Origin of the sequence: Amycolatopsis kentuckyensis, assembly GCF_002155975.1 — a bacterium.
GTDB classification, from domain to species: Bacteria; Actinomycetota; Actinomycetes; order Mycobacteriales; family Pseudonocardiaceae; genus Amycolatopsis; species Amycolatopsis kentuckyensis.
In genome coordinates, this window is the sequence record NZ_MUMI01000202.1 from 1 (window position 1) to 23,349 (window position 23,349).

At 71.3% G+C, this 23,349-nt stretch carries 26 protein-coding genes; 19 read left to right on the plus strand and 7 right to left on the minus strand.

Annotated elements, in window-relative coordinates; genetic code table 11:
* The 5 genes from CCN39_RS20105 to CCN39_RS20125 all read left to right on the plus strand — a co-directional run.
* On the plus strand, positions 1-491 hold a 491-nt coding region (locus CCN39_RS20105; protein ID WP_086844177.1), incomplete at its 5' end, for a hypothetical protein.
* Positions 475-1,269, plus strand: coding sequence for a DUF4142 domain-containing protein (locus tag CCN39_RS20110; RefSeq protein WP_086844179.1), 795 nt, complete (start codon positions 475-477; stop codon positions 1,267-1,269). The genes CCN39_RS20105 and CCN39_RS20110, both read left to right, overlap by 17 nt.
* The gene (locus CCN39_RS20115; protein ID WP_086844181.1) at positions 1,262-1,879 is read left to right on the plus strand and encodes a ferric reductase-like transmembrane domain-containing protein; all 618 of its coding nucleotides are present in this window, start codon (positions 1,262-1,264) and stop codon (positions 1,877-1,879) included. The genes CCN39_RS20110 and CCN39_RS20115 overlap by 8 nt, the downstream gene beginning before the upstream one ends.
* Position 1,880: 1 nt before the next feature.
* Entirely contained in the window at positions 1,881-2,111 is a 231-nt protein-coding gene (locus CCN39_RS20120) for a ferredoxin (protein WP_043783567.1), read from the plus strand.
* Entirely contained in the window at positions 2,104-3,543 is a 1,440-nt protein-coding gene (locus CCN39_RS20125; protein WP_086844183.1) for an NAD(P)/FAD-dependent oxidoreductase, read from the plus strand. Before CCN39_RS20120 ends, CCN39_RS20125 begins: the two co-directional genes overlap by 8 nt.
* Positions 3,544-3,949: 406 nt before the next feature.
* Here the strand turns inward: CCN39_RS20125 and CCN39_RS20130 are convergent, their stop codons facing one another.
* Positions 3,950-5,356 (minus strand): MFS transporter, encoded by a 1,407-nt coding sequence (locus CCN39_RS20130; RefSeq protein WP_086844185.1) that lies wholly within the window; start codon positions 5,354-5,356, stop codon positions 3,950-3,952.
* A gap of 111 nt (positions 5,357-5,467) precedes the next feature.
* Between CCN39_RS20130 and CCN39_RS20135 the strand changes: the two genes are divergently transcribed.
* From CCN39_RS20135 to CCN39_RS20185, 12 genes are all read left to right on the plus strand, one after another.
* Complete coding sequence (locus CCN39_RS20135) at positions 5,468-6,358, plus strand: LysR family transcriptional regulator (RefSeq protein ID WP_086844187.1); 891 nt, start codon at positions 5,468-5,470, stop codon at positions 6,356-6,358.
* A gap of 220 nt (positions 6,359-6,578) precedes the next feature.
* Entirely contained in the window at positions 6,579-7,022 is a 444-nt protein-coding gene (locus tag CCN39_RS20140) for a helix-turn-helix transcriptional regulator (protein ID WP_086844191.1), read from the plus strand.
* Positions 7,023-7,032: 10 nt separating this feature from the next.
* Positions 7,033-7,443 (plus strand): VOC family protein, encoded by a 411-nt coding sequence (locus CCN39_RS20145; RefSeq protein WP_086844224.1) that lies wholly within the window; start codon positions 7,033-7,035, stop codon positions 7,441-7,443.
* Between the two features lie 26 nt (positions 7,444-7,469).
* Positions 7,470-8,675: an MFS transporter gene (locus CCN39_RS20150; protein WP_086844194.1), complete on the plus strand. Its 1,206-nt coding sequence runs from the start codon at positions 7,470-7,472 to the stop codon at positions 8,673-8,675.
* A complete protein-coding gene (locus tag CCN39_RS20155) occupies positions 8,660-8,917 on the plus strand; it encodes an AraC family transcriptional regulator (protein ID WP_086844195.1) in 258 nt (85 codons plus the stop codon). Before CCN39_RS20150 ends, CCN39_RS20155 begins: the two co-directional genes overlap by 16 nt.
* 5 nt (positions 8,918-8,922) lie before the next feature.
* Positions 8,923-9,336, plus strand: coding sequence for a VOC family protein (locus tag CCN39_RS20160; RefSeq protein ID WP_086844197.1), 414 nt, complete (start codon positions 8,923-8,925; stop codon positions 9,334-9,336).
* A 25-nt stretch (positions 9,337-9,361) separates the two neighbouring features.
* Complete coding sequence (locus CCN39_RS20165; protein WP_086844199.1) at positions 9,362-11,740, plus strand: ATP-binding cassette domain-containing protein; 2,379 nt, start codon at positions 9,362-9,364, stop codon at positions 11,738-11,740.
* A 149-nt stretch (positions 11,741-11,889) separates the two neighbouring features.
* A complete protein-coding gene (locus CCN39_RS50745; RefSeq protein ID WP_167455127.1) occupies positions 11,890-12,057 on the plus strand; it encodes a hypothetical protein in 168 nt (55 codons plus the stop codon).
* The gene (locus CCN39_RS52900) at positions 12,011-12,259 is read left to right on the plus strand and encodes a pentapeptide repeat-containing protein (RefSeq protein ID WP_086844200.1); all 249 of its coding nucleotides are present in this window, start codon (positions 12,011-12,013) and stop codon (positions 12,257-12,259) included. Before CCN39_RS50745 ends, CCN39_RS52900 begins: the two co-directional genes overlap by 47 nt.
* A gap of 71 nt (positions 12,260-12,330) precedes the next feature.
* Positions 12,331-13,350 (plus strand): fatty acid desaturase family protein, encoded by a 1,020-nt coding sequence (locus tag CCN39_RS20175; protein WP_086844202.1) that lies wholly within the window; start codon positions 12,331-12,333, stop codon positions 13,348-13,350.
* Between the two features lie 10 nt (positions 13,351-13,360).
* Entirely contained in the window at positions 13,361-14,422 is a 1,062-nt protein-coding gene (locus tag CCN39_RS20180) for an MBL fold metallo-hydrolase (protein ID WP_086844204.1), read from the plus strand.
* Complete coding sequence (locus tag CCN39_RS20185; protein WP_086844206.1) at positions 14,419-14,673, plus strand: Smr/MutS family protein; 255 nt, start codon at positions 14,419-14,421, stop codon at positions 14,671-14,673. The genes CCN39_RS20180 and CCN39_RS20185 overlap by 4 nt, the downstream gene beginning before the upstream one ends.
* Here CCN39_RS20185 and CCN39_RS20190 read toward each other — a convergent pair whose 3' ends face one another.
* From CCN39_RS20190 to CCN39_RS20215, 6 genes are all read right to left on the minus strand, one after another.
* The gene (locus CCN39_RS20190) at positions 14,674-15,273 is read right to left on the minus strand and encodes an Rv1733c family protein (protein ID WP_086844208.1); all 600 of its coding nucleotides are present in this window, start codon (positions 15,271-15,273) and stop codon (positions 14,674-14,676) included.
* Between the two features lie 130 nt (positions 15,274-15,403).
* Positions 15,404-15,943: a 3-hydroxy-9,10-secoandrosta-1,3,5(10)-triene-9,17-dione monooxygenase reductase subunit gene (gene hsaB, locus CCN39_RS20195; RefSeq protein ID WP_086844210.1), complete on the minus strand. Its 540-nt coding sequence runs from the start codon at positions 15,941-15,943 to the stop codon at positions 15,404-15,406.
* Positions 15,940-16,851 (minus strand): iron-dependent extradiol dioxygenase HsaC, encoded by a 912-nt coding sequence (gene hsaC / locus CCN39_RS20200; RefSeq protein ID WP_086844212.1) that lies wholly within the window; start codon positions 16,849-16,851, stop codon positions 15,940-15,942. The genes hsaB and hsaC overlap by 4 nt, the downstream gene beginning before the upstream one ends.
* On the minus strand, positions 16,851-17,696 hold the full coding sequence (gene hsaD, locus CCN39_RS20205; protein ID WP_086844214.1) for a 4,5:9,10-diseco-3-hydroxy-5,9,17-trioxoandrosta-1(10),2-diene-4-oate hydrolase: 846 nt from the start codon (positions 17,694-17,696) through the stop codon (positions 16,851-16,853). Before hsaD ends, hsaC begins: the two co-directional genes overlap by 1 nt.
* Positions 17,696-18,859 carry a 3-hydroxy-9,10-secoandrosta-1,3,5(10)-triene-9,17-dione monooxygenase oxygenase subunit gene (hsaA, locus tag CCN39_RS20210; protein WP_086844215.1) on the minus strand — a complete coding sequence of 388 codons (1,164 nt, stop codon included), beginning with the start codon at positions 18,857-18,859 and terminating at the stop codon, positions 17,696-17,698. The genes hsaD and hsaA overlap by 1 nt, the downstream gene beginning before the upstream one ends.
* A 35-nt stretch (positions 18,860-18,894) precedes the next feature.
* Positions 18,895-20,397 (minus strand): FAD-binding protein, encoded by a 1,503-nt coding sequence (locus CCN39_RS20215; protein WP_086844217.1) that lies wholly within the window; start codon positions 20,395-20,397, stop codon positions 18,895-18,897.
* Positions 20,398-20,497: 100 nt separating this feature from the next.
* Between CCN39_RS20215 and kstD the strand changes: the two genes are divergently transcribed.
* Together kstD and CCN39_RS20225 are read left to right on the plus strand one after the other, a co-directional pair.
* Positions 20,498-22,162 (plus strand): 3-oxosteroid 1-dehydrogenase, encoded by a 1,665-nt coding sequence (gene kstD / locus CCN39_RS20220; protein WP_086844220.1) that lies wholly within the window; start codon positions 20,498-20,500, stop codon positions 22,160-22,162.
* A complete protein-coding gene (locus tag CCN39_RS20225) occupies positions 22,159-23,295 on the plus strand; it encodes a 3-ketosteroid-9-alpha-monooxygenase, oxygenase component (protein WP_086844222.1) in 1,137 nt (378 codons plus the stop codon). Before kstD ends, CCN39_RS20225 begins: the two co-directional genes overlap by 4 nt.
* Positions 23,296-23,349: the final 54 nt, after the last annotated feature.

Consider the following 23,349-nt stretch of genomic DNA (forward strand, 5'->3'; position numbering starts at 1 on the left):
CCGGCGGCGCCGCCGGGATGCAGATGCCCGGCATGCAGCAGGGACAGGTCGTCCTGCCGATGCCGCAGGGCATCACCGCCGACCCGAACAACCCCGCGAAAAGCCAGCTCAGGGGAGCGAAGACGTTCGACCTCGGGCTCCTGCTCGTCGACGGGACCGGGTACACGATCTACCGGTACGACCGGGACACCCCCAACCCCTCGCGGTCGAACTGCACCGACGCGTGCGCGGCCAAGTGGATCCCGGTCAAGGCAGGCGGCAACCTCCCGGCGATCGACGTCGACCAGTCCCTGATCGGCCAGATCACCCGCGACGACGGCAGCCAGCAGCTCACCCTGGCCGGCTGGCCGCTGTACCACTTCACCGGCGACACCGAACCGGCCGACACCTCCGGCCAGGGCCTGGACCAGGCCTGGTACCCGATCGCGCCGGACGGCAAGAAGATCACGCTCACCCAGGACGAGTGGAGGCAAAATGCGTTCGGTCTCTGAGCTCGCCGGGTTCGACTTCGAACCCCCGTCGGTCCTGGAGCGCTCCCGGCCGCTGGTCCGGATCCTGTTCGTCGTGGCACTGGTGCTGGCGCTGCTCGCGCCGGGCTCGGCCTCCCTCGCCCAGACCAACGCCGTTTCCGACACCGACGCGGTCCTGCTGACCAAGGTCCGCCAGGCCGGCCTGTGGGAGATGCCGTCGGGCATGATGGCGATGGAGAAGGGCAGCCCGATCGTCCAGAAGGTCGGCTTCGCGATCATGATGGACCACGGCCGCCTCGACGTGGCGACCCGCGCGCTCTCGCAGAAGCTGAACTCGCCGGTCCCCGACCAGCCGTCGGAAGAGCAGCGCGGCTGGCTCGCCGAGCAGATGGCCGCCTCCCCCGGCCCGGAGTTCGACCGCGTCTTCGCCAACCGGCTGCGCGCGGCGCACGGCGCGGTGTTCGCCGTCCTCGCGCAGCTGCGGGCCGGCACCCGCAACGACGACGTGCGGGCCTTCGCCACCGTCGGCAACCAGGCCGTGATGCGGCACATGACGATGCTCGAGAGCACCGGGATGGTCGACTACACGGCCCTGCCCGCTCCGGCCGTCTCCACCACCTCGGCGCCCGTCGGCGAGCCGCTCGGCCTCGACACGTCCCAGATCGCCGTGGTGGGCGCGCTGTTCCTCCTGGTCGGTGGCGGCCTCTTCTACGCGCTGCGGCAGATCAAGAGCAACCGTGGCCGGACCAGGGCGTCGTCCCGGCCGGCCACCGCGAGAACCGGGGGTAGCCATGGTTGAGACATGGCACGACGCGACGATCTTCCTCACCCAGCAGTTCCAGCCGAAGACCGACCCGGCCGCCCGCGGCCTCGCCGCCTTCGCCGCCCGGACGTCCTACGGGGCGGCGATGCTGACGCTCACCTGGGGTGTGCTCACCGCGACGGGGTGGATCCGCTCGGTCACCGGCCGGAAGGGCCTGCGCAGCACCCACATGGTGCTGGCCACCGGGACGATCATCTTCGGCTTGGTCCACGCACTGGGGTTCACCTACCTGACCGTCCAGCCGTACAGCTTCGCCTACATGTTCATCCCGGGCAGTTCCGGGCAGGAAGCGCGCCACATCGCGGGCATCGTCGGCTTCGAGGTCATGTTCGCCATCTTCCTGACGGCGGGCCTGCAGCGCTTCACGTCCTACCGGCGCTGGCTGTGGCTGCACCGCTGCGCCTACCCGGCGGTCGGGCTCATCGCGATCCACTCCTGGTTCGGCGCCATCGCCAACGGCCACCTCTCGGTCACCTGGCTGGGCGGCATCACGCTGCTCGTCCCGGCCGTGACGGTGTCGATGCTGCGGTTCATGCCGGCCCGCACGCTCGAGCGCATCGGCCTCGTGGAAGAGCAGGTGGCCTGACATGCCCTTCCGTTTGCCCGGAAGCGGGCCCCGGATCAGCGTCGACAACGACCGGTGCGAGCTCTACGGCATCTGCGCCATGGAGGCACCGGACGTGTTCGACCTCGGCCAGGACGGCCGCCTGCGCTTCCACACGCGGCTGCTGGACGAAACCACCATTGAACAGGCGAAGATGGCCGCTCGCTGCTGCCCGATGCAGGCGGTCGTGATGAGAGGGGACCTCGATGGCTGACGGCGACCGGATCGTCATCGTCGGTGCGGGCGTCGCCGGGCTGCGTGCCGCGGAACGCCTGCGCGAACAGAAGTTCGACGGCGAGATCGTCCTGATCGGCGACGAGGCCCGGCGGCCCTACCACCGGCCGATGGTCTCGAAGGCACTGGTGATGGGGACCGAACGGCCCAGCGACGTGGGCCTTTCGCACTACCTGCCCGACCTCGACGTCCACTGGCGGCTCGGTGCGCGGGTCACGCACCTGGACACCACCGAGCGGGTCGTGCACCTGCCCGGTGGCGAATCCCTCTGGTACGACGGCCTGATCGCCGCGACCGGCGTCTACCCGCGGCACCTGCCCGGGGCGCCGCGGCACGACCCGCGGGTGCGGATCCTGCGCACGGTCGAGGACTCGATGGCGGTGCGGCGCTGCCTCAACGCCAGCAAGAAGCCGGCCGTCGTGATCGGGGCCGGCCTGATCGGCAACGAGTTCGCCGCGAGCATGCGGCACATCGGCCGGGACGTCACCCTGATCGGGCACGCGAAGGCGCCGCTGCACCGCTTCGGCGACCGCGTCTCGAGCGGCATCGTCGAGGCGCACCACGAGCACCGCGCGAACCTGGCGATGCGGAGCGAAGTCCGGCACTGGATCAGCACGAAGGACACCGTCGGGCTGCACCTGACGAACAACCAGCTGCTGGTGGCCAGCGTCGTCGTGCTCGCCATCGGCAGTGTCCCGTCGGTGGACTGGATGCGCGGTTCCGGTCTCGACATCAGCGACGGCGTCCTCTGCGACTCGAAGCTGTTCGCCGAGGGCGCCTCCGACGTCGTCATCGCCGGCGACATCGCGCGCTGGCCGAACCTGCGCTTCGACGAGACCCCGCGGCGGGTCGAGCACTGGATCAACGCCGTCGAATCGGCGCGGCACGCGGCGGACAACCTGCTCATGGGCCACTCCAGCGCCATCCCGTTCACCCCGCTCCCCCGCGCCTGGTCGACGCTGTACGACACGCGGCTGCAGATGTGCGGGATGCCGTCGCTGGCCGAGGACACGGTGTCGCTGGCCGACGGCATCACCGGCTTCGTCCGCGACGGCCGGCTGGTCGGCATCTCCTGCTGGGACAAGCCACGGGCGATGCTCGACTGGATGGCCGAGCTCGACCGGCGGCTGCCCGCACCCGACTACGTGCCCGAGCCGGAGCCCGCGCCCGTCGCCGAGGTCCCGCAGGTCCCGGTGGTCGAGCCCGCGCTCGCGGCGCTGGCGGCCGACGTGCCGCCGGAGTTCGACAGCGGGTTCGACGCACAGGCCTTCGAGCGCGAGTTCGAGAGCGAGTTCGCCAACGACATCCCGACGACGGCGTTCCCCGCGCTGTCCCCGCCCACGACGGCGCTGCAGGCGCAGTCGCTGCCGGCGGGGGCGCTGCCGACCATGGCCATCCCGATGGGGAGGTAGAGAAGCCGGGACGGGGCTGCGCGCGGCGGCCTCCGTCCCTTGTCGGCCACCACACCCCCTCCGCGGCTGGGTGGTGTGGTGGCCGGCCCCCAACGTCCCCCTGCCCGCCTCGCACTGGGCCAATCGGGGCTTCGGCCCCGGCTCCTCGAAAGAGGGTTGGCGAAGACACGAGCGCCCGGCGGGCCAGGAGAGGGCCATCCCGAGGGAACCCGACGCCCCCGGGGTGGCCTTCTTCCGGCGCACCGGGCGGGGGCCCGGGGTCGAGTGCCGCGGCGGGTCACTCCGCCGGGGCGCACGGGTCGTGGAGGTCGTTCCGGCGGACGGGTATGCCACCGGAAGGGACTCCACGGTCTTGCAGCACCGGTGCACGACCGTCCCGGGGGCACGGGAACCCCCGGGACGGTCTTCACCGCGTGCGCCGCGACCACCACGACTCCCCCACGACGAGCCCGCCGAGGACGAGCACCGCGGCACCGGCGACGCGCAGCCCCGAATCCGTGCCCGCGACGAACGCCGTGACGACGTCGGCCGCGCGGGGAGTCCGGGCGAGCGCCTCGGCCACGGTGTGCGCCCCCTGGGCGTCCGGCGGCAGGGTGGCGGCGAACCGGGCGGTGGACACCGTGCCGATCACGGCGACGCCGAGCGCGCTGCCGAACTCGCGGGTCGTCGCCTGCAACCCGGTGCCGACCCCGGCCTGCGACGGCGGCAGGGAGCCCGCGATCACGCCCGACAGCGTCGGAAGCGCCAGCGTCACCCCGATCCCGGTCACGACGAGCCAGGCCGCATAGCCGGCGTAGGGCGTCGTGGTGTCGCTCGTGGACAGTCCGAACAGGCCGGCCCCGACGAACGCGAAGGCCAGCGCAACGGTTCCGTCGACGCCGATGCGCCGGGACAGGCGCCCCACGTGCCGTCCGCCGAGGATGATCGGCACCGTCAGCGGGACGATCCCGAGCCCGGTCGCCAGGACGCCGAAGCCCTTGGCGTACTGCAGGAACGACGCGTTGACGTAGAACAGCGCGAACATGCCGAAGAAGATCGTGGTCATCCCGAGACAGGCACTGCGCAGACCGGCGATCCGGAACAGCCGCGGGTCCAGCAGCGGGTGCTCCGACCTCAGTTCGACGAACGCCCACGCCGCGAACAGCACGGCCGCACCGGCGAAGCCGGTCAGGACGAGCGTGCTGCCCCAGCCCGCCTCCGGGCCCTGGACGATCCCGACCAGCAGCGCGACCGACGCGCCGACCAGCAGCAGCGCGGCCACGGGGTCGAGCGGGCGGTCGTGGCGGGCCGAAACCGGCGCGGTGCGCGCGACGCCGGCGGCCGCCGCGAGCGCGGCCGGCACGGCGGCGGCGAACAGCCAGCGCCACGACCCGCCCGCCAGCAGCAGCCCACCGCCGGCGTTGCCGGCGACACCGCCGATGCCGGTCATCGACGCCCAGGTCGCGATGGTCGCCGGCCGGCGACCGGCGGGCACGGCGTGCAGCAGGACGGCCAGCGAGTTGGGCAGCACCGCGGCCGCGCCGATGCCGGTGAGCGCCCGGCCGGCGAGCAGGACGGCGACACCGGGCGCCACCGCCGACAGCAGCGCGCCCGCCGCGAACACCCCCAGCCCGGCCAGCAGGACGCCTTTGCGGCCGAACCGGTCGCCGGCCGCCCCGCCGGGGATCACCAGGCAGGCGAACACGATGACGTAGGTGTCGACGATCCAGACCAGCGCCGACGCGGACGGGTGCAGCGCGCTCGCGGCGAGCAGCGGGACGGCGAGGTTGACCGCCGCGACCATGCCGACGACGAGCACGACGCACGCGCACATGAGCGGGAGCAGGCTCGTTCTTTGCTTGAGGTGCATGAGCCCGACGGTAGGAACGGCGCACTGCTGCGCGCGACGCAACTTCGACAAGGGTGTTTTGCGTACGCTGCAACTATGCCCGAGCAGCTGGACCTGAACCTCCTGCGCGTGTTCGACGCACTCCTGCGGGAGGGCAGCGTGACGGCCGCGGCCGAGCGCCTCCACCTGTCCATCCCGGCGACCAGCCGGGCGCTGGGCCGGCTGCGGCGGGCGATGGGCGACCCGATCCTGGTGCGCGCCGGCCGCGGGCTGGCCCCGACGCCGTTCGCGCTGCGCACGGCACCGCGGGTGCGGTCGCTGCTGGAGGAGGCGGCGTCCCTGGTCAACACCGAGCTGTCGCTCGCGGACCTCGAGCGCACCTTCACGATCCGCATCAACGACGGCGTGGCCGCGACCCTGGCGACAGCCGCGGCCGAAGCCGCTTCGGCCGCGGCTCCGGGGGTGACGTTGCGGTTCGTCGCCGAGGGCGCGGAGAGCGCCGAAGCCCTCCGCGACGGCTCGATCGACCTGGACATCGGCGTCGGCGACCACCCGGCACCCGACATCCGGACCGCCGTGCTGTACCGCGAACGCCTGGTGGCCGCGGTGCGCGCGGACAGCCCACTGGGCCGCCACCGTCGTCCGACCCTGGCGCAGCTGTGCCGCCACCCGCACGTGTCGGCGTCCCGCCGCGGCCTCGCCCGCGGGCCGCTGGACGACGTGCTCGACGCGGCGGGCCTGCGCCGCCACGTCGTGGCCGTGGTGCCCACCTCCGCCGTCGCCGCGCTGGTGGTCGCCTCCAGCGACTACGTCGGCCTCCTGCCCGAGCGCCTCGCCGAGCAGTACGGCCCCACCCTCGGCCTCCGCTGGTTCCCCGTCCCGGCCGACCTGCCCAGCCTCGAGGTCCGCCTCTCCTGGCACGCCCGGCTGGACGCCGACCCCGCCCAGCGCTGGCTACGCGAAACCCTCCGCAACACCCTCCGCTGACCCCGTGTCGACCCTCCAGTCACGCGAGATGACCCTCCAATCACGCGAGTTCCGCCTTCAATCACGCGAGATCCGGCTCCAATCACGCGAGATCCGGGTTGGAGCACGCGAGATGCCGTGCGCCAACGGTCGACACGCGTGATCGGACGGTCGACACGCGTGATTGGGGGGTCGACACGATTCTCTCCGCGGACCCGGTCCGATATGGCACGATTCGTGCGTGACCAGCTCCGCCGCCACCGCCCAGTACCTGCGTGACCTCGCGCTGCTGCGGCGGGTCCGGGACCGGATCGACCGGGAGTACGCGCAGCCGCTCGACGTCGAGGCGCTGGCGCGTGGGGTGAACATGTCGGCCGGGCACCTCAGCCGGCAGTTCCGGCGCGCCTACGGTGAGTCACCGTATTCGTACCTCATGACGCGGCGGATCGAACGGGCGATGGCCCTGCTGCGCAAGGGCGAGCTGAGCGTCACCGAGGTCTGCTTCACCGTCGGCTTCTCGTCGCTCGGGACCTTCAGCACCCGGTTCGCCGAGCTGGTCGGGATGCCCCCGAGCGTCTACCGCGAGCAGCAGGCCGAGGCCACCGTCGGGATGCCGCCGTGCGTCGCCAAGCAGGTCACCAGACCGATCAGGAATCGAGAAGCGCGGCCGTCGGCGGCCACCTAGGGTGACGGCCATGGACGTCACCATTCACTCGAGCTTCCTCCCCCACACCGACCCGGAAGCCTCGCTCGCCTTCTACCGCGACCTCCTCGGCTTCGAGGTCCGCCAGAACGTCAAGTACGGCGACATGCAGTGGATCACCGTCGGCCCGCCGAACCAGCCGGACACCGCGATCGTGCTGTCGCCGGTGGCCGCGACACCCGGCCTGACCGACGACGAGCGCCGCATGATCAACGAGATGATGGCCAAGGGCACCTACGCCAGCGTCAACCTCGCGACCAAGGACCTCGACGCGCTCTTCGCGAAGCTCGAGGCCGGGAACGCCGAGGTCGTCCAGGAGCCGGTCGACCAGCCCTACGGCATCCGCGACTGCTCCTTCCGCGACCCGGCCGGGAACCTCCTGCGCATCCAGGAGCTGCGCTGACCACGACCGCGCTCGGCTACCGCGAGGTGCTGCGCGACCGGCGGATCGCCGGGCTCCTGCTGGGTGACCTGCTGGCCAACGTCGGCACCGGCATGCTCCTGGTGGCCATGCCCGTGCAGACGCTCTCCCTCCACGGCGACGTCCCGAAGGCGATCGCCATCGGGCTCGTGGAGGCCGCGCCCTTCGTCCTGGCCACCGTGCTGGCCCTGGCCATCGGCCTCGGCCGGGTGCGGGTGCCGCCACGCACGCTGCTCGTCGCCGACTGCGTGCTGCGGTCGGCCACCTTCGTCACCCTCGGCGTCCTGGCCGTCACCGGCCGGCTCACGCTGCCGGTGCTGGTCGCCGGCCTGCTCTTCGGCGCCACGTTCCGGCTGGCCGGCTCGAGCAGCCGCCGCCTGCTGGCGACGTCGGCGGCGGGCGAGGCCGGCCGGTTCTCGGTCAACGGCCTGCTGGGGCTGAACACGACGTTCGCGCTCTACATCGCCGGGCCGGTGCTGGGCGGGGTCGTCGTGGCGACCGCCGGCGCGGGTTTCGCGCTCTTCGTCGACGCCGGCGGAGCGCTGATCCTGCTGGCCTGCGTTCCCCGCGAGGCCGGGGACCGCGACGCGCTGCGCGACGGGGGAACCCACGAGTCGGGCTGGCGGATCCTGCGCCGCCGCCCGGTCGCCGCGCGGCTGCTGGTCGTCGAGTTCTTCTTCAACTTCCTGTACATGCCGGTCGAAGTGGCGCTCCCGCTGCACGTGAGCGGGACGCTGCACGCCGGCGCGTCCGGTCTGGGGGTGCTGTGGGGTGCGCTCGGGGTCGGCGCGTTCCTCGGCGCCGCGCTCGTCAGCCGGTTGCGGAACCTGCCGCAGCGGCCGCTGCTCGTCGCGATCATCGGCCTGTGGGCGCTGTGCCCGATCGCGCTCGCCGTCACCGGCGACCTCACCGTGGCCCTGCTCGTCTTCGGCCTCGGCGGCCTGGTCTACGCGCCGTTCACGCCGGTCGCGTACAGCTTCCTGCAGTCCGGGCTCGCTCCCGGGGAGCAGCAGCAGGTCGTCACGCTCTGGACGACCGGCGCGACCGTGGCCGCCCCGCTCGGGCTCGCCCTGGGCGGGCCCCTGATCGAACTGACCGGCAGCACCGGTGGCCTCGTGCTCTCCGGCGTGCTGACCCTCTTGCTGCTCCCGATCGCGGCCCGGGCGGTGCTCGGGCGCATTCCGGAAAGGAACCCGACATGTGCCTCGGACTGAAGGCCGCCGCGCAGAACCACCTGCGCGAACTGGTGCTGTTGCGCCGCGTCCGCGACCGCATCGAAACCGAATACGCGCGGCCACTGGACATCGAGTCGCTCGCGCGCATTGCCGGCCTGCCCGTCGCGTTGTTCGTCCGCCGTTTCCAGGACGCCTACGGCCTTTCCCCGCACGATTACCGGCGGGCCGCCGAAGCGATCAGGAATCGAGAAGCGCCGGCCGCGCGCCCGAAAGTAGCGTGATTCCCATGAACCTCACCATTCACCAGACCTTCCTCCCCCACCACGACCACGAAGCCTCGCTGGCCTTCTACCGCGACACCCTCGGCTTCGAGGTGCGCAACGACGTCGACTACGGCGGCCAGCACTGGCTCACGATCGGCCTGCCCGGCCAGCCCGACACCTCGCTCGTGCTGCAGCCGACGGGCGCCGCCTACGCGAACCTGTCCGACGAGGAACGCCGGACCATCACGGAACTGATGGCCAAGGGCAGCTTCGCCGCAGTCAACCTGGCCACCGACGACCTGGACGGCACCTTCGAGCGGGTGCAGGCCGGTGCCGCCGAGGTCGTCCAGGAACCGACCGACCAGCCGTGGGGCATCCGCGACTGCTCCTTCCGCGACCCCGCCGGAAACCTCGTCCGCATCCAACAAGCACGCTGACCCGACCGAACGCTGGAGAACCCCGATGAGCAAGCCCACGAGGAAGACCGCACCGCACGTGGCCGACAGCCACGACCTGATCCGCGTCCACGGCGCGCGTGTGAACAACCTCAAGGACGTCAGCGTCGAACTGCCCAAGCGGCGGCTGACGGTGTTCACCGGGGTCTCCGGCTCCGGCAAGAGCTCCCTGGTGTTCAGCACGATCGCCGCCGAGTCGCAGCGGCTGATCAACGAGACCTACAGCACCTTCGTGCAGGGGTTCATGCCGACGCTGGCGAGACCGGACGTCGACGTGCTCGACGGGATCACCACCGCGATCATCGTCGACCAGGAGCGGATGGGCGCCAACCCGCACTCCACGGTCGGCACCGCCACCGACGCGAACGCGATGCTGCGCATCCTGTTCAGCCGGCTCGGCACCCCGCACATCGGCTCACCGCAGGCGTTTTCGTTCAACGTCGCTTCGATCAGCGGCGCCGGCGCGGTGACCATCGAGAAGGGCGGCCGGCAGATCAAGGAGCGGCGCAGCTTCAGCATCACCGGCGGCATGTGCCCGCGCTGCGAGGGCCGCGGCAAGGTCAACGACATCGACCTCACCGCGCTGTTCGACGAGAACAAGTCGCTCAACGAGGGCGCGATCACCATCCCCGGCTACAGCATGGAGGGCTGGTACGGCCGCATCTTCCGCGGCTCCGGCTTCTTCGACCCCGACAAGCCGATCAAGAAGTACACGAAGAAGCAGTTCGCCGACCTGGTGTACAAGGAACCGACGAAGATCAAGGTCGAGGGCATCAACCTGACCTACTCGGGGCTGGTGCCGGCGATCCAGAAGTCCTTCCTGTCCAAGGACGTCGACTCGATGCAGCCGCACATCCGCGCGTTCGTCGAGCGGGCGGTGACGTTCCAGACCTGCCCGGACTGCGACGGCACGCGGCTGTCGGCGGAGGCGCGGTCGTCGAAGATCGACGGGATCAGCATCGCCGACGCCTGCGCGATGCAGATCAGCGACCTCGCCGCGTGGGTGGGGAAGCTGTCCGAGCCATCGGTCGCGCCGCTGCTGGACGCGCTGAAGCACACGCTCGACTCGTTCGTCGAGATCGGGCTCGGCTACCTCTCGCTCGACCGTCCATCCGGGACTCTTTCGGGCGGGGAAGCCCAGCGCACCAAGATGATCCGCCACCTCGGGTCGTCGCTGACCGACGTCACCTACGTCTTCGACGAGCCGACGATCGGCCTGCACCCGCACGACATCCGGCGCATGAACGACCTGCTGCTGCAGCTGCGCGACAAGGGCAACACGGTGCTGGTCGTCGAGCACAAGCCGGAGGCGATCGCGATCGCCGACCACGTCGTCGACCTCGGCCCGCGGGCCGGCACCGAGGGCGGCGAGATCGTCTTCGAGGGCACTGTGGACGGTCTGCGGTCCAGCGGCACGCTGACCGGGCGGCACCTGGACGACCGGGCGACGCTCAAGTCGTCGGTGCGGTCGCCGTCGGGTGTCCTGGAGGTGCGCGGGGCTTCGACGCACAACCTGCACGACGTCGACGTCGACATCCCGCTCGGCGTGCTGGTGGTCGTGACCGGGGTGGCGGGCTCGGGCAAGAGCTCGCTGATCCACGGCTCGGTGTCCGGCGGCGAAGGCGTGGTGACGGTCGACCAGACGGGCATCCGCGGCTCCCGCCGGAGCAACCCGGCGACGTACACGGGCCTGCTGGAGCCGATCCGCAAGGCGTTCGCCAAGGCCAACGGGGTCAAGCCGGCGTTGTTCAGCGCGAACTCGGAAGGCGCGTGCCCGAACTGCAACGGCGCCGGCGTGGTCTACACGGACCTGGGGATCATGGCGAGCACGGCGACACCGTGCGAGGTGTGCGAGGGCAAGCGGTTCAACGCCGACGTGCTGGAGTACACCTTCGGCGGCCGCGACATCAGCGAGGTCCTCGCGATGCCGGTGACCGAGGCGCTGGAGTTCTTCGCTTCCGGTGACGCCGCGGTGCCGGCGGCGCACAAGATCCTGACGCACCTGTCCGACGTCGGCCTCGGCTACCTGACGCTGGGCCAGCCCCTGACGACGCTGTCCGGCGGCGAGCGCCAGCGGATCAAGCTGGCCACGCACATGGCGGAGCAGGGCGGGGTGTACGTCCTCGACGAGCCGACGGCGGGCCTGCACCTGGCGGACGTCGAGCAGCTGCTGGGCCTGCTGGACCGGCTGGTGGACGCGGGCAAGTCGGTGATCGTCATCGAGCACCACCAGGCGGTGATGGCCCACGCGGACTGGCTCATCGACCTCGGCCCGGGCGCGGGCCACGACGGCGGCCGGATCGTGTTCGAGGGGACGCCGGCACAGCTGGTGAAGGCGCGGAAGAAGACGCTGACGGGGAAGCACCTCGCGGAGTACATCGCGTAGCGGATCGGGCGGCGCCGACGATGGAGAGCACGTGCTGACCTTGATCCGGCGGTCGTTGCGCCCCGCGCGCCGGCCGTGGGCCGCGGCCTTGGCGGCGGGTCTCCTGGGCGTCGCCGTGGCGGCCACCGCAGACGCGCCGTCCGCCCGGGTTGAGCTGGTGGGTCGTCGCGCTGGCCCAGGAACACACGGCGGCGGACGCGATCCTCGACGCCACCGAAAAGCGTGTCACGGAGCTCTACACCAAAGCCGCCGACCAGCTCGGTTCCGCCAATGCCGCCGTCCGGTTCGCCGGGCCGACCAGGCCGAGACGGTCATGAACGTGGTCTGTGCCCATCTGCGCATGCCGCACGGCGGTGCGCAGCCGGCCGATCTGAGAATCGCCAACTTCGAAACACCGCCCTGACGGACGCGAACCTCACCGACGCGACACTCACGCGGGCCGACTTCACGGGTGCCCGGCTTCCGGACCGGTTCGCCTTCCGGGACGGAGTTCCAGCCGTATACCAGCGCGGCCGGTAGGGCTGGCCCCCGCAAACCGCCTGGGGCGCACCGGCTTCCCGCGACCGCCGCCACCGCGAAGACTCGGGTGGGTGACCACCACAGAGAACAGCGTCGGGAGCGACTTCGCCCGGCTGAGCCACCGCATCTCCGCCGCCGGGCTGATGAACCGCCGTCCCGGCTACTACACCGCCCGGATCGGCGTCGTCACCGGGTTGTTCGCCGCCGGGTGGGTGGCCTTTGCGCTGCTCGGGAACTCGTGGTGGCAGCTCGCCGTCGCGGCCTTCATGGCCGTGCTGTTCGGGCAGGTCGCCCTGCTCTCGCACGATCTTGCGCACAAGCAGGTCTTCCGGCGGCGGCGGCCCACCGAAATCGCCGGGCTGCTCGCCGGGAACCTCGGGATCGGGATGAGCTACGGCTGGTGGATGGACAAGCACACCCGCCACCACGCCAACCCGAACCACGAGGAGCTCGACCCCGACGTCGATCCGGACATCCTCGTCTGGTCGAAGGACCAGGCGCGTGCGGATCTCGGACCAGTGCCGCGGTTCATCGGGCGGTACCAGGCCTTCCTGTTCTTCCCGCTGCTCACGCTCGAAGGCCTGAACTTGCACTGGTCCGGGATCCGCGCGGTCCGCAAGCCGGGCCTGCGCCGCCGCGGCACCGAAGCCGCCTTGCTCGCCGCGCACTTCGTCCTCTACTTCGGTGCGCTGTTCACCGTTCTCTCGCCCGGCATGGCGTTGCTGTTCTTCGCCGTCCACCAGGGACTGTGGGGTGTCTACATGGGATCGATCTTCGCGCCGAACCACAAGGGCATGCCGACGCTGACCGGGCGCACCGAGCTCGACTTCCTCCGCAAGCAGGTGCTGACCTCGCGCAACGTCCGCGGTGGCGTCGTCACCGACGTCGCCCTCGGGGGGCTCAACTACCAGATCGAGCACCACCTGTTCCCGAGCATGCCGTCGCCGCACCTGCGGCGGGCGCAGCCGATCGTCCAGGCCTACTGCGCCGAGCTGGGCATTCCCTACCTGCAGACGAGCCTCGTCGAGTCCTACCGGCAGGCCCTCACCCACCTGCATGAAGCTGGGGCCCCTCTCAGGAAGCGTTCGTAGACTCGATCCCATGAGGAAGACGATCGCAGCCCTGCGGGATCTGCCCGCGGCCTTCGGCGCGAAGGCCACCGGCGCCCGGGCCGAGCGGGTCCGCTCCTCGCCGCAGTTCGACGGCAAGGTGTTCCGCAACGCGGCGCCGCGGCACCCGATGACCGCGGCGTCGATGCGGGCCATCTTCCGCGAGATGTTCTTCGGCGAGCACCGTGAGCTGCGCAAACCGGCCGGCGCGGTGCCCCTGGTGACGACCGGGCCGGTCGAGTCGGCGGACGGGCTGCACCTGACCTGGTACGGCCACGCCTCGACGCTCGTCGAGCTCGACGGCGCCCGCGTGCTGCTCGACCCGGTGTGGAGCGACCGGGTCTCCCCCGCGGCGTTCGCCGGCCCGCGGCGGCTGCACGAACCGCCGGTACCGCTGTCGGCGCTCGGCCGGATCGACGCCGTGGTGATCTCGCACGACCACTACGACCACCTCGACCTGGCGACGGTCCGCACGCTGGTCGGCTCCTCCGACGCGCCCTTCCTCGTCCCCCTCGGCGTGGGCGCGCACCTGGAACGCTGGCACGTCCCGGCCGGCCGGATCATCGAGCTCGACTGGCACGAAGAGGCGACGGTGGCGGGCGTCCGCTTCGTCGCGACGCCGGCCCAGCACTTCTCGGGCCGCGGCATCACGAACGACGACACGCTGTGGACGTCGTGGGCGCTGCTGGGCCCGGCACACCGCGTGTTCTACAGCGGCGACACGGGCTACTTCGACGGATTCGCGGCGATCGGCGCGGAGCACGGCCCGTTCGACGCGGCCCTGATCCAGGTCGGCGCGTACGCCCCGCTCTGGCCGGACATCCACATGACCCCGGAGGAAGGCGTGGCGGCGGGCCTCGACGTCCGGGCGAAGCTGCTGGTCCCGGTGCACTGGGCGACGTTCCAGCTGGCGATGCACCCGTGGGGCGAGCCGGCCGACCGGGTGTGGAGCGAGGCGAAGGAGGCGGACTTGCCGCTGGCGATCCCCCGCCCGGGCGAGCGCATCGACGCGGCAGCACCCCCGGCGGTCGACGGCTGGTGGCAGGCGCTGTGAAGCTGAAGCTGGACCTGCACGACGTCTACAACCGCGGCGGCGAGATCGACCGGGCGCTCAAAGCGATCATCGACGAGGCCGTCGCCAAGAAGGCGCCGCTCGTCGAGATCATCCCCGGCAAGGGGTCGGGTCAGCTGAAGAAGCACGTCCTGCGGTTCCTCGAGCGCAAGGACGTCAAGGCGCTCTACCACCGGGTCGAGAAGGACAAGGACAACTTCGGCAGGGTGTTCGTGCACTTCCGCTGGAAGTGATCAGAACCGGCTGTCGTGGCGGGCCTGCGCCCACGCCCGGTCCCATGCCGCCGCGTGGCAGCGGATCAGGATGAACCGGGCGGTGGCGTACACCCCGGCCAGGGCTCCGGTGATCGCCGCCCAGAGCAGGATCGCCGCGAACACGCCGTCCGCCGCCGAGGTCGACGCCGACAGGGGCTCGCCCGCCAGCTCGCCGCGGGAGTCCAGCCAGATCGAGACACGGGTGCCCGCCGGGCTACCCGGGTCGGCGAGGACGTCGCCCGTGTGGCGGGTGCCACGGGCGTCGAACCAGGCCGCGGGGACCGAAGTCTGGGCGGCCGGGGCGCCGGCACCGTCGGTGCTGTACGGCTGGGCGGACGCCGCCGCGAGCGAAACCGCCGTCGCCGGATGACGCGTGGCGCGTTCCTCCGCCGCGCGGGCGTTCTGCGCCGCGTACGTTTCGGAACCGAACGCCGCCGCGAACGGGATCGCGAGCAGCGCGCCCGCCACGGCCAGGAGCAGCAGGAGGGCTTCGACGCGGTCGCCCGCCCGGGCCAGGGGGTTGCGTCCGGGGCGTACTCGCCGCCCGAACCGGGCGATCCGTCCGCTGGGCCCACGCATGCGCGACTCACTCCTCCCGGGAAGGTGTCTTCTCGGTAACAGTGTGCGCGCCGAGGCTCGGCTTTCTCTCGCGAATGGGATGCGGCCCACCTGTGAACCCGTGCACAACCACCCGGTGGAGCTACCCCGGTCACAGCCAGTCGTCGGGACGCGGCCAGGGCAGCATGGCCGCGAGGGCGTCCCGGGCCGGTTCGGTGACCGCGTACTGGCCGCGGTGGAACAGCAGCGGGCGGGCTTGCGACGGCGCGCCCAGTGCCGTCACGCGGCCGATCACGACGTAGTGGTCACCGGCTTCGTGCACGGCTTCCAGGGCACAGTCGATCCAGGTCAGCGCGCCGTCGAGCAGCGGCGCGCCGGACGGTGCCGGCGTCCAGCCGAACCGGGCGAACTTGTCCTCGCCGCGGGCCCCGAACACCGCGCTGACCTCCTGCTGGTCCTCGGCCAGCACGTTGACCGCGAACCGGCCCGCCGCCGCCAGCACCGGCCACGTCCGCGACGTCCGGGCCGGGCAGAACAGCACCAGCGGCGGGTCGAGCGACAGCGCCGCGAACGACTGGCAGGCGAACCCGGCGAGGGTGTCGCCGTCGCGGCCGGTGACGACCGTGACGCCCGTGCAGAAGTGCCCGAGCACGCTGCGGAACTCGGTCTGGTCGACCGCCACGGACGTCATGCGCCGGGCGGCCGCGCACCGACCGAGAAGTCGTGGCCCCAGAGCGAGACCGCGGTGCTCTCGCGGGCGATCCAGTTGTCGTCGTCGACCTGACGGCCTTCACAGCCGAACTCGACGTCGAAGCCGCCGGGCGTCTTCATGTAGAACGACAACATCAGGTCGTTGACGTGCCGGCCGAGGGTGGCCGACATCGGCACCTTCCGCCGGATCGCGCGGTCGAGGCACAGGCCGACGTCGTCGGTGTTCTCCACCTCGACCATCAGGTGCACGATCCCGCTCGGCGTCGGCATCGGCAGGAACGCCAGGCTGTGGTGACGCGGGTTGCAGCCGAAGAACCGCAGCCACGCGGGCGGCCCGTCCGCCGGGCGCCCGACCATCTGCGGCGGGAGGCGCATCGAGTCGCGCAGCCGGAAGCCGAGGACGTCCCGGTAGAACCGCAGCGACGCTTCGTCGTCCTTTGTGGACAACACGACGTGGCCGAGGCCCTGCTCGCCGGTGACGAACTTGTGGCCGTACGGGCTCACCACGCGCCGGTGCTGCAACGCGACGCCGTGGAACACCTCCTGGGTGTTGCCGGACGGGTCGTCGAAGCTGATCAGCTCGTCGACGCGGCGGTCGGCCAGCTCCTCCGGCGTGCCCTCCTTGTACGGCACCGACGCACTGTCCAAACGCGACCGGATCTCGGCGAGCTCGCCGGCGTTGGCCGCCTCCCAGCCGGTGGTCGCCAGCCGGTCGGCCGGCCCCGGCGAGATCACCAGCCGGGCGGGGAAGTCGTCCATGCGCAGGTAGAGCGCGTCCGGATCGGTGCCGCTGCCTTCGACCATGCCGAGCACCTTGAGGCCGTATTCGCGCCAGGCCGCCATGTCGGTGGCTTCGATGCGGAGGTAGCCCAGTGACCGGATGCCCATCAGGAACTCCCGAGGAAGTCGAGGGCCAGCCGGTTGAACTCGTCGAACTTCTCCAGCTGGGCCCAGTGCCCGCAGCCGCCGAACACGTGCAGCTGCGCGCGCGGAATCGTCTTGAGCGCCACCAGCGCCCCGTCCAGCGGGTTGACGCGGTCTTCGCGCCCCCAGATCAAGAGTACGCGCTGGCGCAGGCGGTGGGCTTCGCGCCAGAGCATGCCTTCTTCGTACGTATCAGGCTTCGCGAACGACATCCCCATCGCGCGCATCGCGGCCAGGGACTCCGGGGTGTTCGCGGCGGCGAAGCGTTCGTCGATCAGCTCGTCGGTGATCAGCGCCTGGTCGTGGACCATGATGCGCAGGAAGGCTTCCATGCGCTCACGCGACGGCTTGGCGGCGAACCGCCCGAGGTTCTTGACGCCTTCGGTCGGGTCGGGCGCGAACAGGTTGACGCTCAGCCCGCCCGGCCCCATCAGCACCAGGCGCCCGGCGCGCTTGCCGTGGTTCAGCGCGAACCGCACCGCCGCACCCCCGCCGAGGGAGTTGCCGACGAAGTGGGCGCGCTCGATGCCGAGCGCGTCCATCAGCCCGGCGACGGCGTCCGCGCTGTACCGGAAGTACTGCGGGTGCTCGGTCGGCTTGTCGGACCGCCCGAAGCCGGGCTGGTCGACCGCGATCGTCCGGTAGTGCTTGGCGAACTCCGGCAGGTTGCGCCCGAAGTTGCTCCACGCCGACGCGCCGGGCCCGCCGCCGTGCAGCAGGATGACCGTCTCGGCGTGTTCCGCACCGGCTTCGTGGTAGTGCAGCTTCAGCGAACCGGCCTGGACGTACTTGCCTTCCGGAGCAGCCATCAGTACATCGCGTTTTCGACGGGGAGCCCGAAGACGCCGGTGCCGTACATGACGTAGGCGCGCTCGGCGTCGTTGGCCGCGTGGACGCGGCCGGCGTGCGCGTCGCGCCAGAAGCGCTGGATCGGCGTCCCCCGCTGGATGGCCCGGCCGCCGGAGTTCTCGAAGAGCCGGTCGATCGCCGAGATCGCGCGTTCGGTGCCGCGCACCTGGTCGCGCCGGACGCGCAGCCGCAGGTCCGCGGGCAGCCGCTCCTCGCGCTTGGCGAGTTCGTACAGCTCCTCGATGTTGCGGGTCAGCTGCAGCCAGGCGGCGTCGATCTCGCTCGCCGCCTCGGCGATCCGCACCTTGGCGAACGGGTCCTCTTTGGACTGTTCACCGGCGTACGCGGCCCGCACGCGCTTGCGCTGGTGCTCGACGTGCGCGTCGTAGGCACCCTGGGCCATGCCGATGATCGGCGCGGTGATCGTCGTCGGGTGCACCGAACCGTACGGGAGCCGGTACAGCGGGCCGGGGTTGACGGCCTGGCCCGGGACCTTGCACTTCGACGTCGCGATGAAGCTCAATGCCCGGTGCTGCGGCACGAAGACGTCCTCGACGACGATGTCGTTCGAGCCGGTGCCGCGCAGGCCGATCGTGTCCCAGACGTCCACGATGGTGTAGTCGGCGATGGGCAGCAGGTAGGTGCAGAAGTCGACCGGCTTGCCGTCCTTGAAGGCCGGTCCGCCCAGCAGCACCCACGTGCAGTGGTCGCTGCCGGAGGAGAAGCTCCACCGGCCCGACAGCCGGTAGCCGCCCTCGACGACTTCGGCCTTGCCCATCGGGGCGTACGACGAGGAGATCCGCACGTCCTGGTCCTCGCTCCAGACCTCCTGCTGCGCCTGGGCGTCGAACAGGGCCACGTGCCACGGGTGGACGCCGAGGATGGAGGCGACCCAGCCGGTGGACCCGCACGCGCTCGCGATCAGCTTGACCGCGGTGTAGAAGCTCACCGGGTCGGCTTCGAAGCCCCCGTGGAGCTTCGGCTGCAGCAGCTTGAAGAACCCGGTCTCCTGCAGGGCCTTGACGGACTCCTCGGGGACGCGGCGCGCGTCCTCGGTGTCCTGGGCCCGTTCCCGCAGGACCGGCAGGAGGTCCCGGACCCCGGCGATCACCTGCTCGCTCATGCGCAGTCCTCTCTCTGTTTCACTCCCTCCAGAGACTAGAACACGTTCTCGTTTTTGTCGAGAACGCCCTGCGCCAGAGCACTGTTGATCCCCGCTCTGCGGCCGGAAAACACGCAGTCGGCCAGCGACAGACCACTCACGTAGGACCTCGAACAGATTCCCACGGCGGTGCGGCCGNNCCCGAGGTTCGGCCGCACCGAGATGTCGATCAGCGAGTACGGCGGGTTGTCCAGGCGCCGCACGAACTCGGTGGGCTTGCCGACCGGATCCCGGTCGCCGTGGTAGGCCTCGACGCTCGCGCGCAGCCCCTGGGGATCGACGCCGGCCTTGCGCGCCACCTCTTCGACCGTCTCCCCCACGACCCGGCCCCGGCGCAGCAGGTACCGCAGCTGGAGCCATTGGAACCACTGGCTTTGCTTGCGCCCGTCCCGGCGCGCCTCGGCCACGATCGGCGCGTCCACGAGCAGCCAGCCCTTGCTCCCGTGGTCCTCGATGAGCTTCTCCCCGATCGCGGCGCCGTAGCGGGATTCGTCGATGACCCGCCGGCCCGCGGCGTCGACGATGATCCCGCCGAGGAACGCGCTGGGCGGGGTGACGAACCGCCACGCGGAGATCCGGCCCAGCTCACCGGTCGTCCCGCCGGCCTCGACCCCCATCCGGATGCCCGAGCCGTTGTCGGCGGACGTGCCGAGCGCGAGCCCGCCGCGGTAGGCCGGGGCGTGCTCGCGCACCATCTCCCGGTCGGCGATGAAGCCGCCGGCGGCCAGCACGACCCCGCGCCGGGCGGAAATCCGCAGCTCACGGCCGTGCGCCCGCTCGAAGCGCTCGACCCGGCGGTGCAGCGACTTGCGCAGCGAAGGAACGTAGATGCCGGGCTTGGCCGCGTACTGCGCGAGGCGCTGGTGCCGTGCCCGCACCGACGCCGGGGCGCCGCTCAGGGTGTCGGCGACGAGCCCGGTGACGCGGCCGGCGCCGTCGCGGACGAGGGTCCGGGCGGTGGTCTGCGTCAGCACCCGGATGCCGCGGGCGCGCACGGCCGCCTTGAGCCGGGACATCAGCATCTTTCCCGAGGTCCCGGGCCCCTTGACCCGGTGGCCGCGTGGAGCGGGCTTCGCCGCGTCGCGGAACCCGCCGGCCGCCTCGCTACCGGAGTAGTAGAGGTAGTGCCGGTCGCTCGGGTACGACGTCTTGTACGGGCAGAGGCTGCCTTCGAAGGGCACGCCGTTGCCCTCGAGCCAGGTGATCATCTCGCGGCTGCCCTCGCAGAACCGCCGCAGCGTCCGCTCGGAGACGACGTCCCCGGTTTCCATCCGCAGGTAGGCGTACATCGCGTCGACGGAATCGTCGACGCCCGCGTCCAGCTGCTGGCCGGTGCCGCCCCCGGCGTACACGATGCCACCGCTGACCGCGCTGGCTCCTCCGCCGGCGAAGCGCTCGACGATGATGACGTCGGCGCCCGCGTCGGCCGCTTCGAGGGCGGCACAGGCGCCGGCCGCCCCGAAACCCACGATGACCACGTCCGCGACGAGTGCGTCCATGGTGGCTACCCTAGAACTGAAACACGTTCTCGTCTATGGTGACCGAAAGCGGCCCTCAACTGGATACTCGTTACCTGGAACACGTTGCAGGAGAGGTGGCATGACGGAGCAGTTCGACGTCGTCGTGGTCGGCAGTGGTGCCGCCGGGATGACCGCCGCGCTGGCCGCGGCCCACAACGGCTTGAGCGTCGTCGTCCTGGAGAAGGCACCCTGCTTCGGCGGCTCCACCGCGCGCTCCGGCGGCGGTGTCTGGATCCCCGGCAACCACGCCCTGCGCGCCGCCGGGATCGACGAGCCACCCGAACGGGCGCGCGAGTACCTGGCTTCGATCGTCGGCGACGCCGTCCCGGCCGTCCGGCGCGACACGTTCCTCGCCCACGGCCCCGAGGTGCTGCGGTTCGTCTGCGACCACACGCCGCTGAAGTTCCGCTGGGTCCGCGACTACAGCGACTACCACCCCGAAGCCCCCGGCGGGCGTCCCGGCGGCCGGTCGGTCGAGCCGGTCGCCCTCGACGGCAAGCTGCTGGGCGCCGAGCTGGCCCACCTCGAACCGCCGTACAGCGCTCCCCCGCTCGGCGTCCCGATCACCCAGGCCGACTACCGCTGGCTGAGCCTGCTCGCCCGGCACCCGCGCGGGGCCGTCCGGCTGCTGTCGCTGGGCCGGCAGTGGCTGGTCGGCAAACTCCGCGGGCAGCAGCTGCTGAGCATGGGGCAAGCGCTTGCGGCCGGGCTGCGGGCGGGCCTGGCCACGGCCGGCGTCGAGGTCCGGCTCAACACGCCGTTGGTCGATCTGCAGGTCGACGGCGACCGCGTCACCGGGGTCGTCACCGCACAGGGGGTCGTCGAAGCCCGGCGCGGCGTGATCCTCGCCAGCGGCGGCTTCGAGCGGAACCTCGAGATGCGCGAGAAGTACCAGCGCGCGCCGATCGGCGTCGACTGGACCGTCGGCGCGGAGGCCAACACCGGCGACGGCATCACCGCCGGCCTCAAGCTGGGCGCCGCACTCGACCTGATGGACGACGCCTGGTGGGGGCCGTCGCTGCCGCTCACCGGCGGCCCGTGGTTCGCGCTGGCCGAGCGGTCGCGGCCGCGCAGCATCATGGTCGACGCCCGCGGCGAGCGGTTCGTCAACGAGTCGGCGCCGTACGTCGAGGCCGTGCACGCGATGTACGGTCCCGGGGACGGCCCGGGTCAGCACATCCCGACCTGGCTCGTGTTCGACCAGCGCTACAAGGACCGGTACATGTTCACCGGCATCGGGCCGCGCCAGCCGCTGCCCGGCCGCTGGTTCAAGGCCGGGATCGCGGCGAAGTCGTCGACGCTGGCCGGGCTGGCGGCGAAGATCGACGTCCCGGCCCAGTCGCTGGAAGCGACGGTCGAGCGCTTCAACGGCTTCGCGCGCACGGGCGTCGACGAGGACTTCCACCGCGGGGTCAGCAAGTACGACCACTACTACGGCGACCCGCGCAACAAACCCAACCCCAGCCTCGGCCCGCTGGACAAAGCGCCGTTCTACGCGGTGAAGATCGTGCCGGGCGACCTGGGCACCAAGGGCGGGCTGCGCACCGACGAACACGCGCAGGTGCTGCGCGAGGACGGCTCGGCCGTACCGGGCCTGTTCGCCGCGGGCAACGCCAGCGCGGCCGTGATGGGCCGGACCTACGCCGGACCCGGCGCGACCATCGGGCCCGCCATGGTGTTCGGCTACCTTGCGGCGACGCGGCTGGCGCACGAAGATCGAGGGACCACGGGAGGGCAGCGATGACGCAGGATTCGGTACGCACCATCTACGCCGGTGAGCCGCCGACCCGGTTCGCCCGCGGCTGGCACTGCCTCGGCCTGGCGGAGAACTTCCGCGACGGGAAGCCGCACGCGATCACCGCGTTCGGCACGAAGCTCGTGGTGTGGGCGGACTCGGCCGGGCAGCTGCACGTGCTCGACGGCTACTGCCGGCACATGGGCGGCGACCTCACCCAGGGCAGCGTCAAGGGCGACGAGGTGGCCTGCCCGTTCCACGACTGGCGCTGGAACGGCAAGGGCAAGTGCGTCTCGATCCCCTACGCCAAGCGGGTTCCGCTGCGCGCGCGGACGCGGTCGTGGACGACGGAGGAGCAGAACGGCCAGCTGCTCGTCTGGCACGACCCGGAAGGCAACCCGCCGCCCCCGGAGCTGGCGATCCCGCGGATCGAAGCGGCCCACAGCGACGAGTGGAGCAACTGGACCTGGGACGAGATCTTCATCGACGGCTCCAACTGCCGGGAGATCATCGACAACGTCGTGGACATGGCCCACTTCTTCTACATCCACTACGCCTACCCCACGTACTTCAAGAACGTGTTCGAAGGCCACATCGCCACGCAGTACCTCAACACCAAGGGCCGCCCGGACATGGGCATGGCGTCGAACTACGGCGGCGAGGAGAACCTGCTGCGGTCGGAGGCGTCGTACTTCGGGCCGTCGTACATGATCAACAAGCTGGTGAACTCGTTCCAGGGCTACGAGATCGAGAGCGTGCTCATCAACTGCCACTACCCCGTCACGCCGACGTCGTTCGTGCTGCAGTACGGGATGAAGGTGCGGAAGCCGCCGGGCATCTCCGACGAGCACGCGGACAAGATCGCCGCGAAGCTGGCCCGCGGGATCGGGGCCGGGTTCCTGCAGGACGTCGAGATCTGGAAGCACAAGACGCAGATCGACAACCCGCTGCTGTGCGAAGAGGACGGTCCGGTCTACCAGCTTCGCCGCTGGTACCAGCAGTTCTACGTCGACGTCGCCGACGTCACCGAGGACATGACCCAGCGGTTCGAGTTCGAAGTGGACACGACGAAGGCGAACGAGGCGTGGGCGGCGGAGGTCGCGGAGAACCTGGCGCGGCAGAAGACCGAGGCGGAAGTGTGACCACCGCCGAGCAGACCGAGTTCCTGTCGGGCGGGCTGCGGCCGCACGAGTGCC

Bases quoted from the DNA above. Each gene is read 5' to 3' on its own strand.
- hsaA (WP_086844215.1), bottom strand. From the start codon at position 18,859: ATGAGCGAGCAGGTGATCGCCGGGGTCCGGGACCTCCTGCCGGTCCTG.
- CCN39_RS20155 (WP_086844195.1), top strand. From the start codon at position 8,660: ATGTGCCTCGGACTGAAGGCCGCCGCGCAGAACCACCTGCGCGAACTG.
- hsaD (WP_086844214.1), bottom strand. From the start codon at position 17,696: ATGGCTGCTCCGGAAGGCAAGTACGTCCAGGCCGGTTCGCTGAAGCTG.
- CCN39_RS20115 (WP_086844181.1), top strand. From the start codon at position 1,262: ATGGTTGAGACATGGCACGACGCGACGATCTTCCTCACCCAGCAGTTC.
- CCN39_RS20225 (WP_086844222.1), top strand. From the start codon at position 22,159: ATGACGCAGGATTCGGTACGCACCATCTACGCCGGTGAGCCGCCGACC.
- CCN39_RS20165 (WP_086844199.1), top strand. From the start codon at position 9,362: ATGAGCAAGCCCACGAGGAAGACCGCACCGCACGTGGCCGACAGCCAC.
- CCN39_RS52900 (WP_086844200.1), top strand. From the start codon at position 12,011: ATGCCGCCGTCCGGTTCGCCGGGCCGACCAGGCCGAGACGGTCATGAA.
- CCN39_RS20130 (WP_086844185.1), bottom strand. From the start codon at position 5,356: ATGTGCGCGTGCGTCGTGCTCGTCGTCGGCATGGTCGCGGCGGTCAAC.
- CCN39_RS20110 (WP_086844179.1), top strand. From the start codon at position 475: ATGCGTTCGGTCTCTGAGCTCGCCGGGTTCGACTTCGAACCCCCGTCG.
- CCN39_RS20180 (WP_086844204.1), top strand. From the start codon at position 13,361: ATGAGGAAGACGATCGCAGCCCTGCGGGATCTGCCCGCGGCCTTCGGC.
- CCN39_RS20125 (WP_086844183.1), top strand. From the start codon at position 2,104: ATGGCTGACGGCGACCGGATCGTCATCGTCGGTGCGGGCGTCGCCGGG.
- CCN39_RS20160 (WP_086844197.1), top strand. From the start codon at position 8,923: ATGAACCTCACCATTCACCAGACCTTCCTCCCCCACCACGACCACGAA.
- hsaB (WP_086844210.1), bottom strand. From the start codon at position 15,943: ATGACGTCCGTGGCGGTCGACCAGACCGAGTTCCGCAGCGTGCTCGGG.
- CCN39_RS20135 (WP_086844187.1), top strand. From the start codon at position 5,468: ATGCCCGAGCAGCTGGACCTGAACCTCCTGCGCGTGTTCGACGCACTC.
- CCN39_RS20145 (WP_086844224.1), top strand. From the start codon at position 7,033: ATGGACGTCACCATTCACTCGAGCTTCCTCCCCCACACCGACCCGGAA.
- hsaC (WP_086844212.1), bottom strand. From the start codon at position 16,851: ATGGGCATCCGGTCACTGGGCTACCTCCGCATCGAAGCCACCGACATG.
- CCN39_RS20120 (WP_043783567.1), top strand. From the start codon at position 1,881: ATGCCCTTCCGTTTGCCCGGAAGCGGGCCCCGGATCAGCGTCGACAAC.
- CCN39_RS20190 (WP_086844208.1), bottom strand. From the start codon at position 15,273: ATGCGTGGGCCCAGCGGACGGATCGCCCGGTTCGGGCGGCGAGTACGC.
- kstD (WP_086844220.1), top strand. From the start codon at position 20,498: ATGACGGAGCAGTTCGACGTCGTCGTGGTCGGCAGTGGTGCCGCCGGG.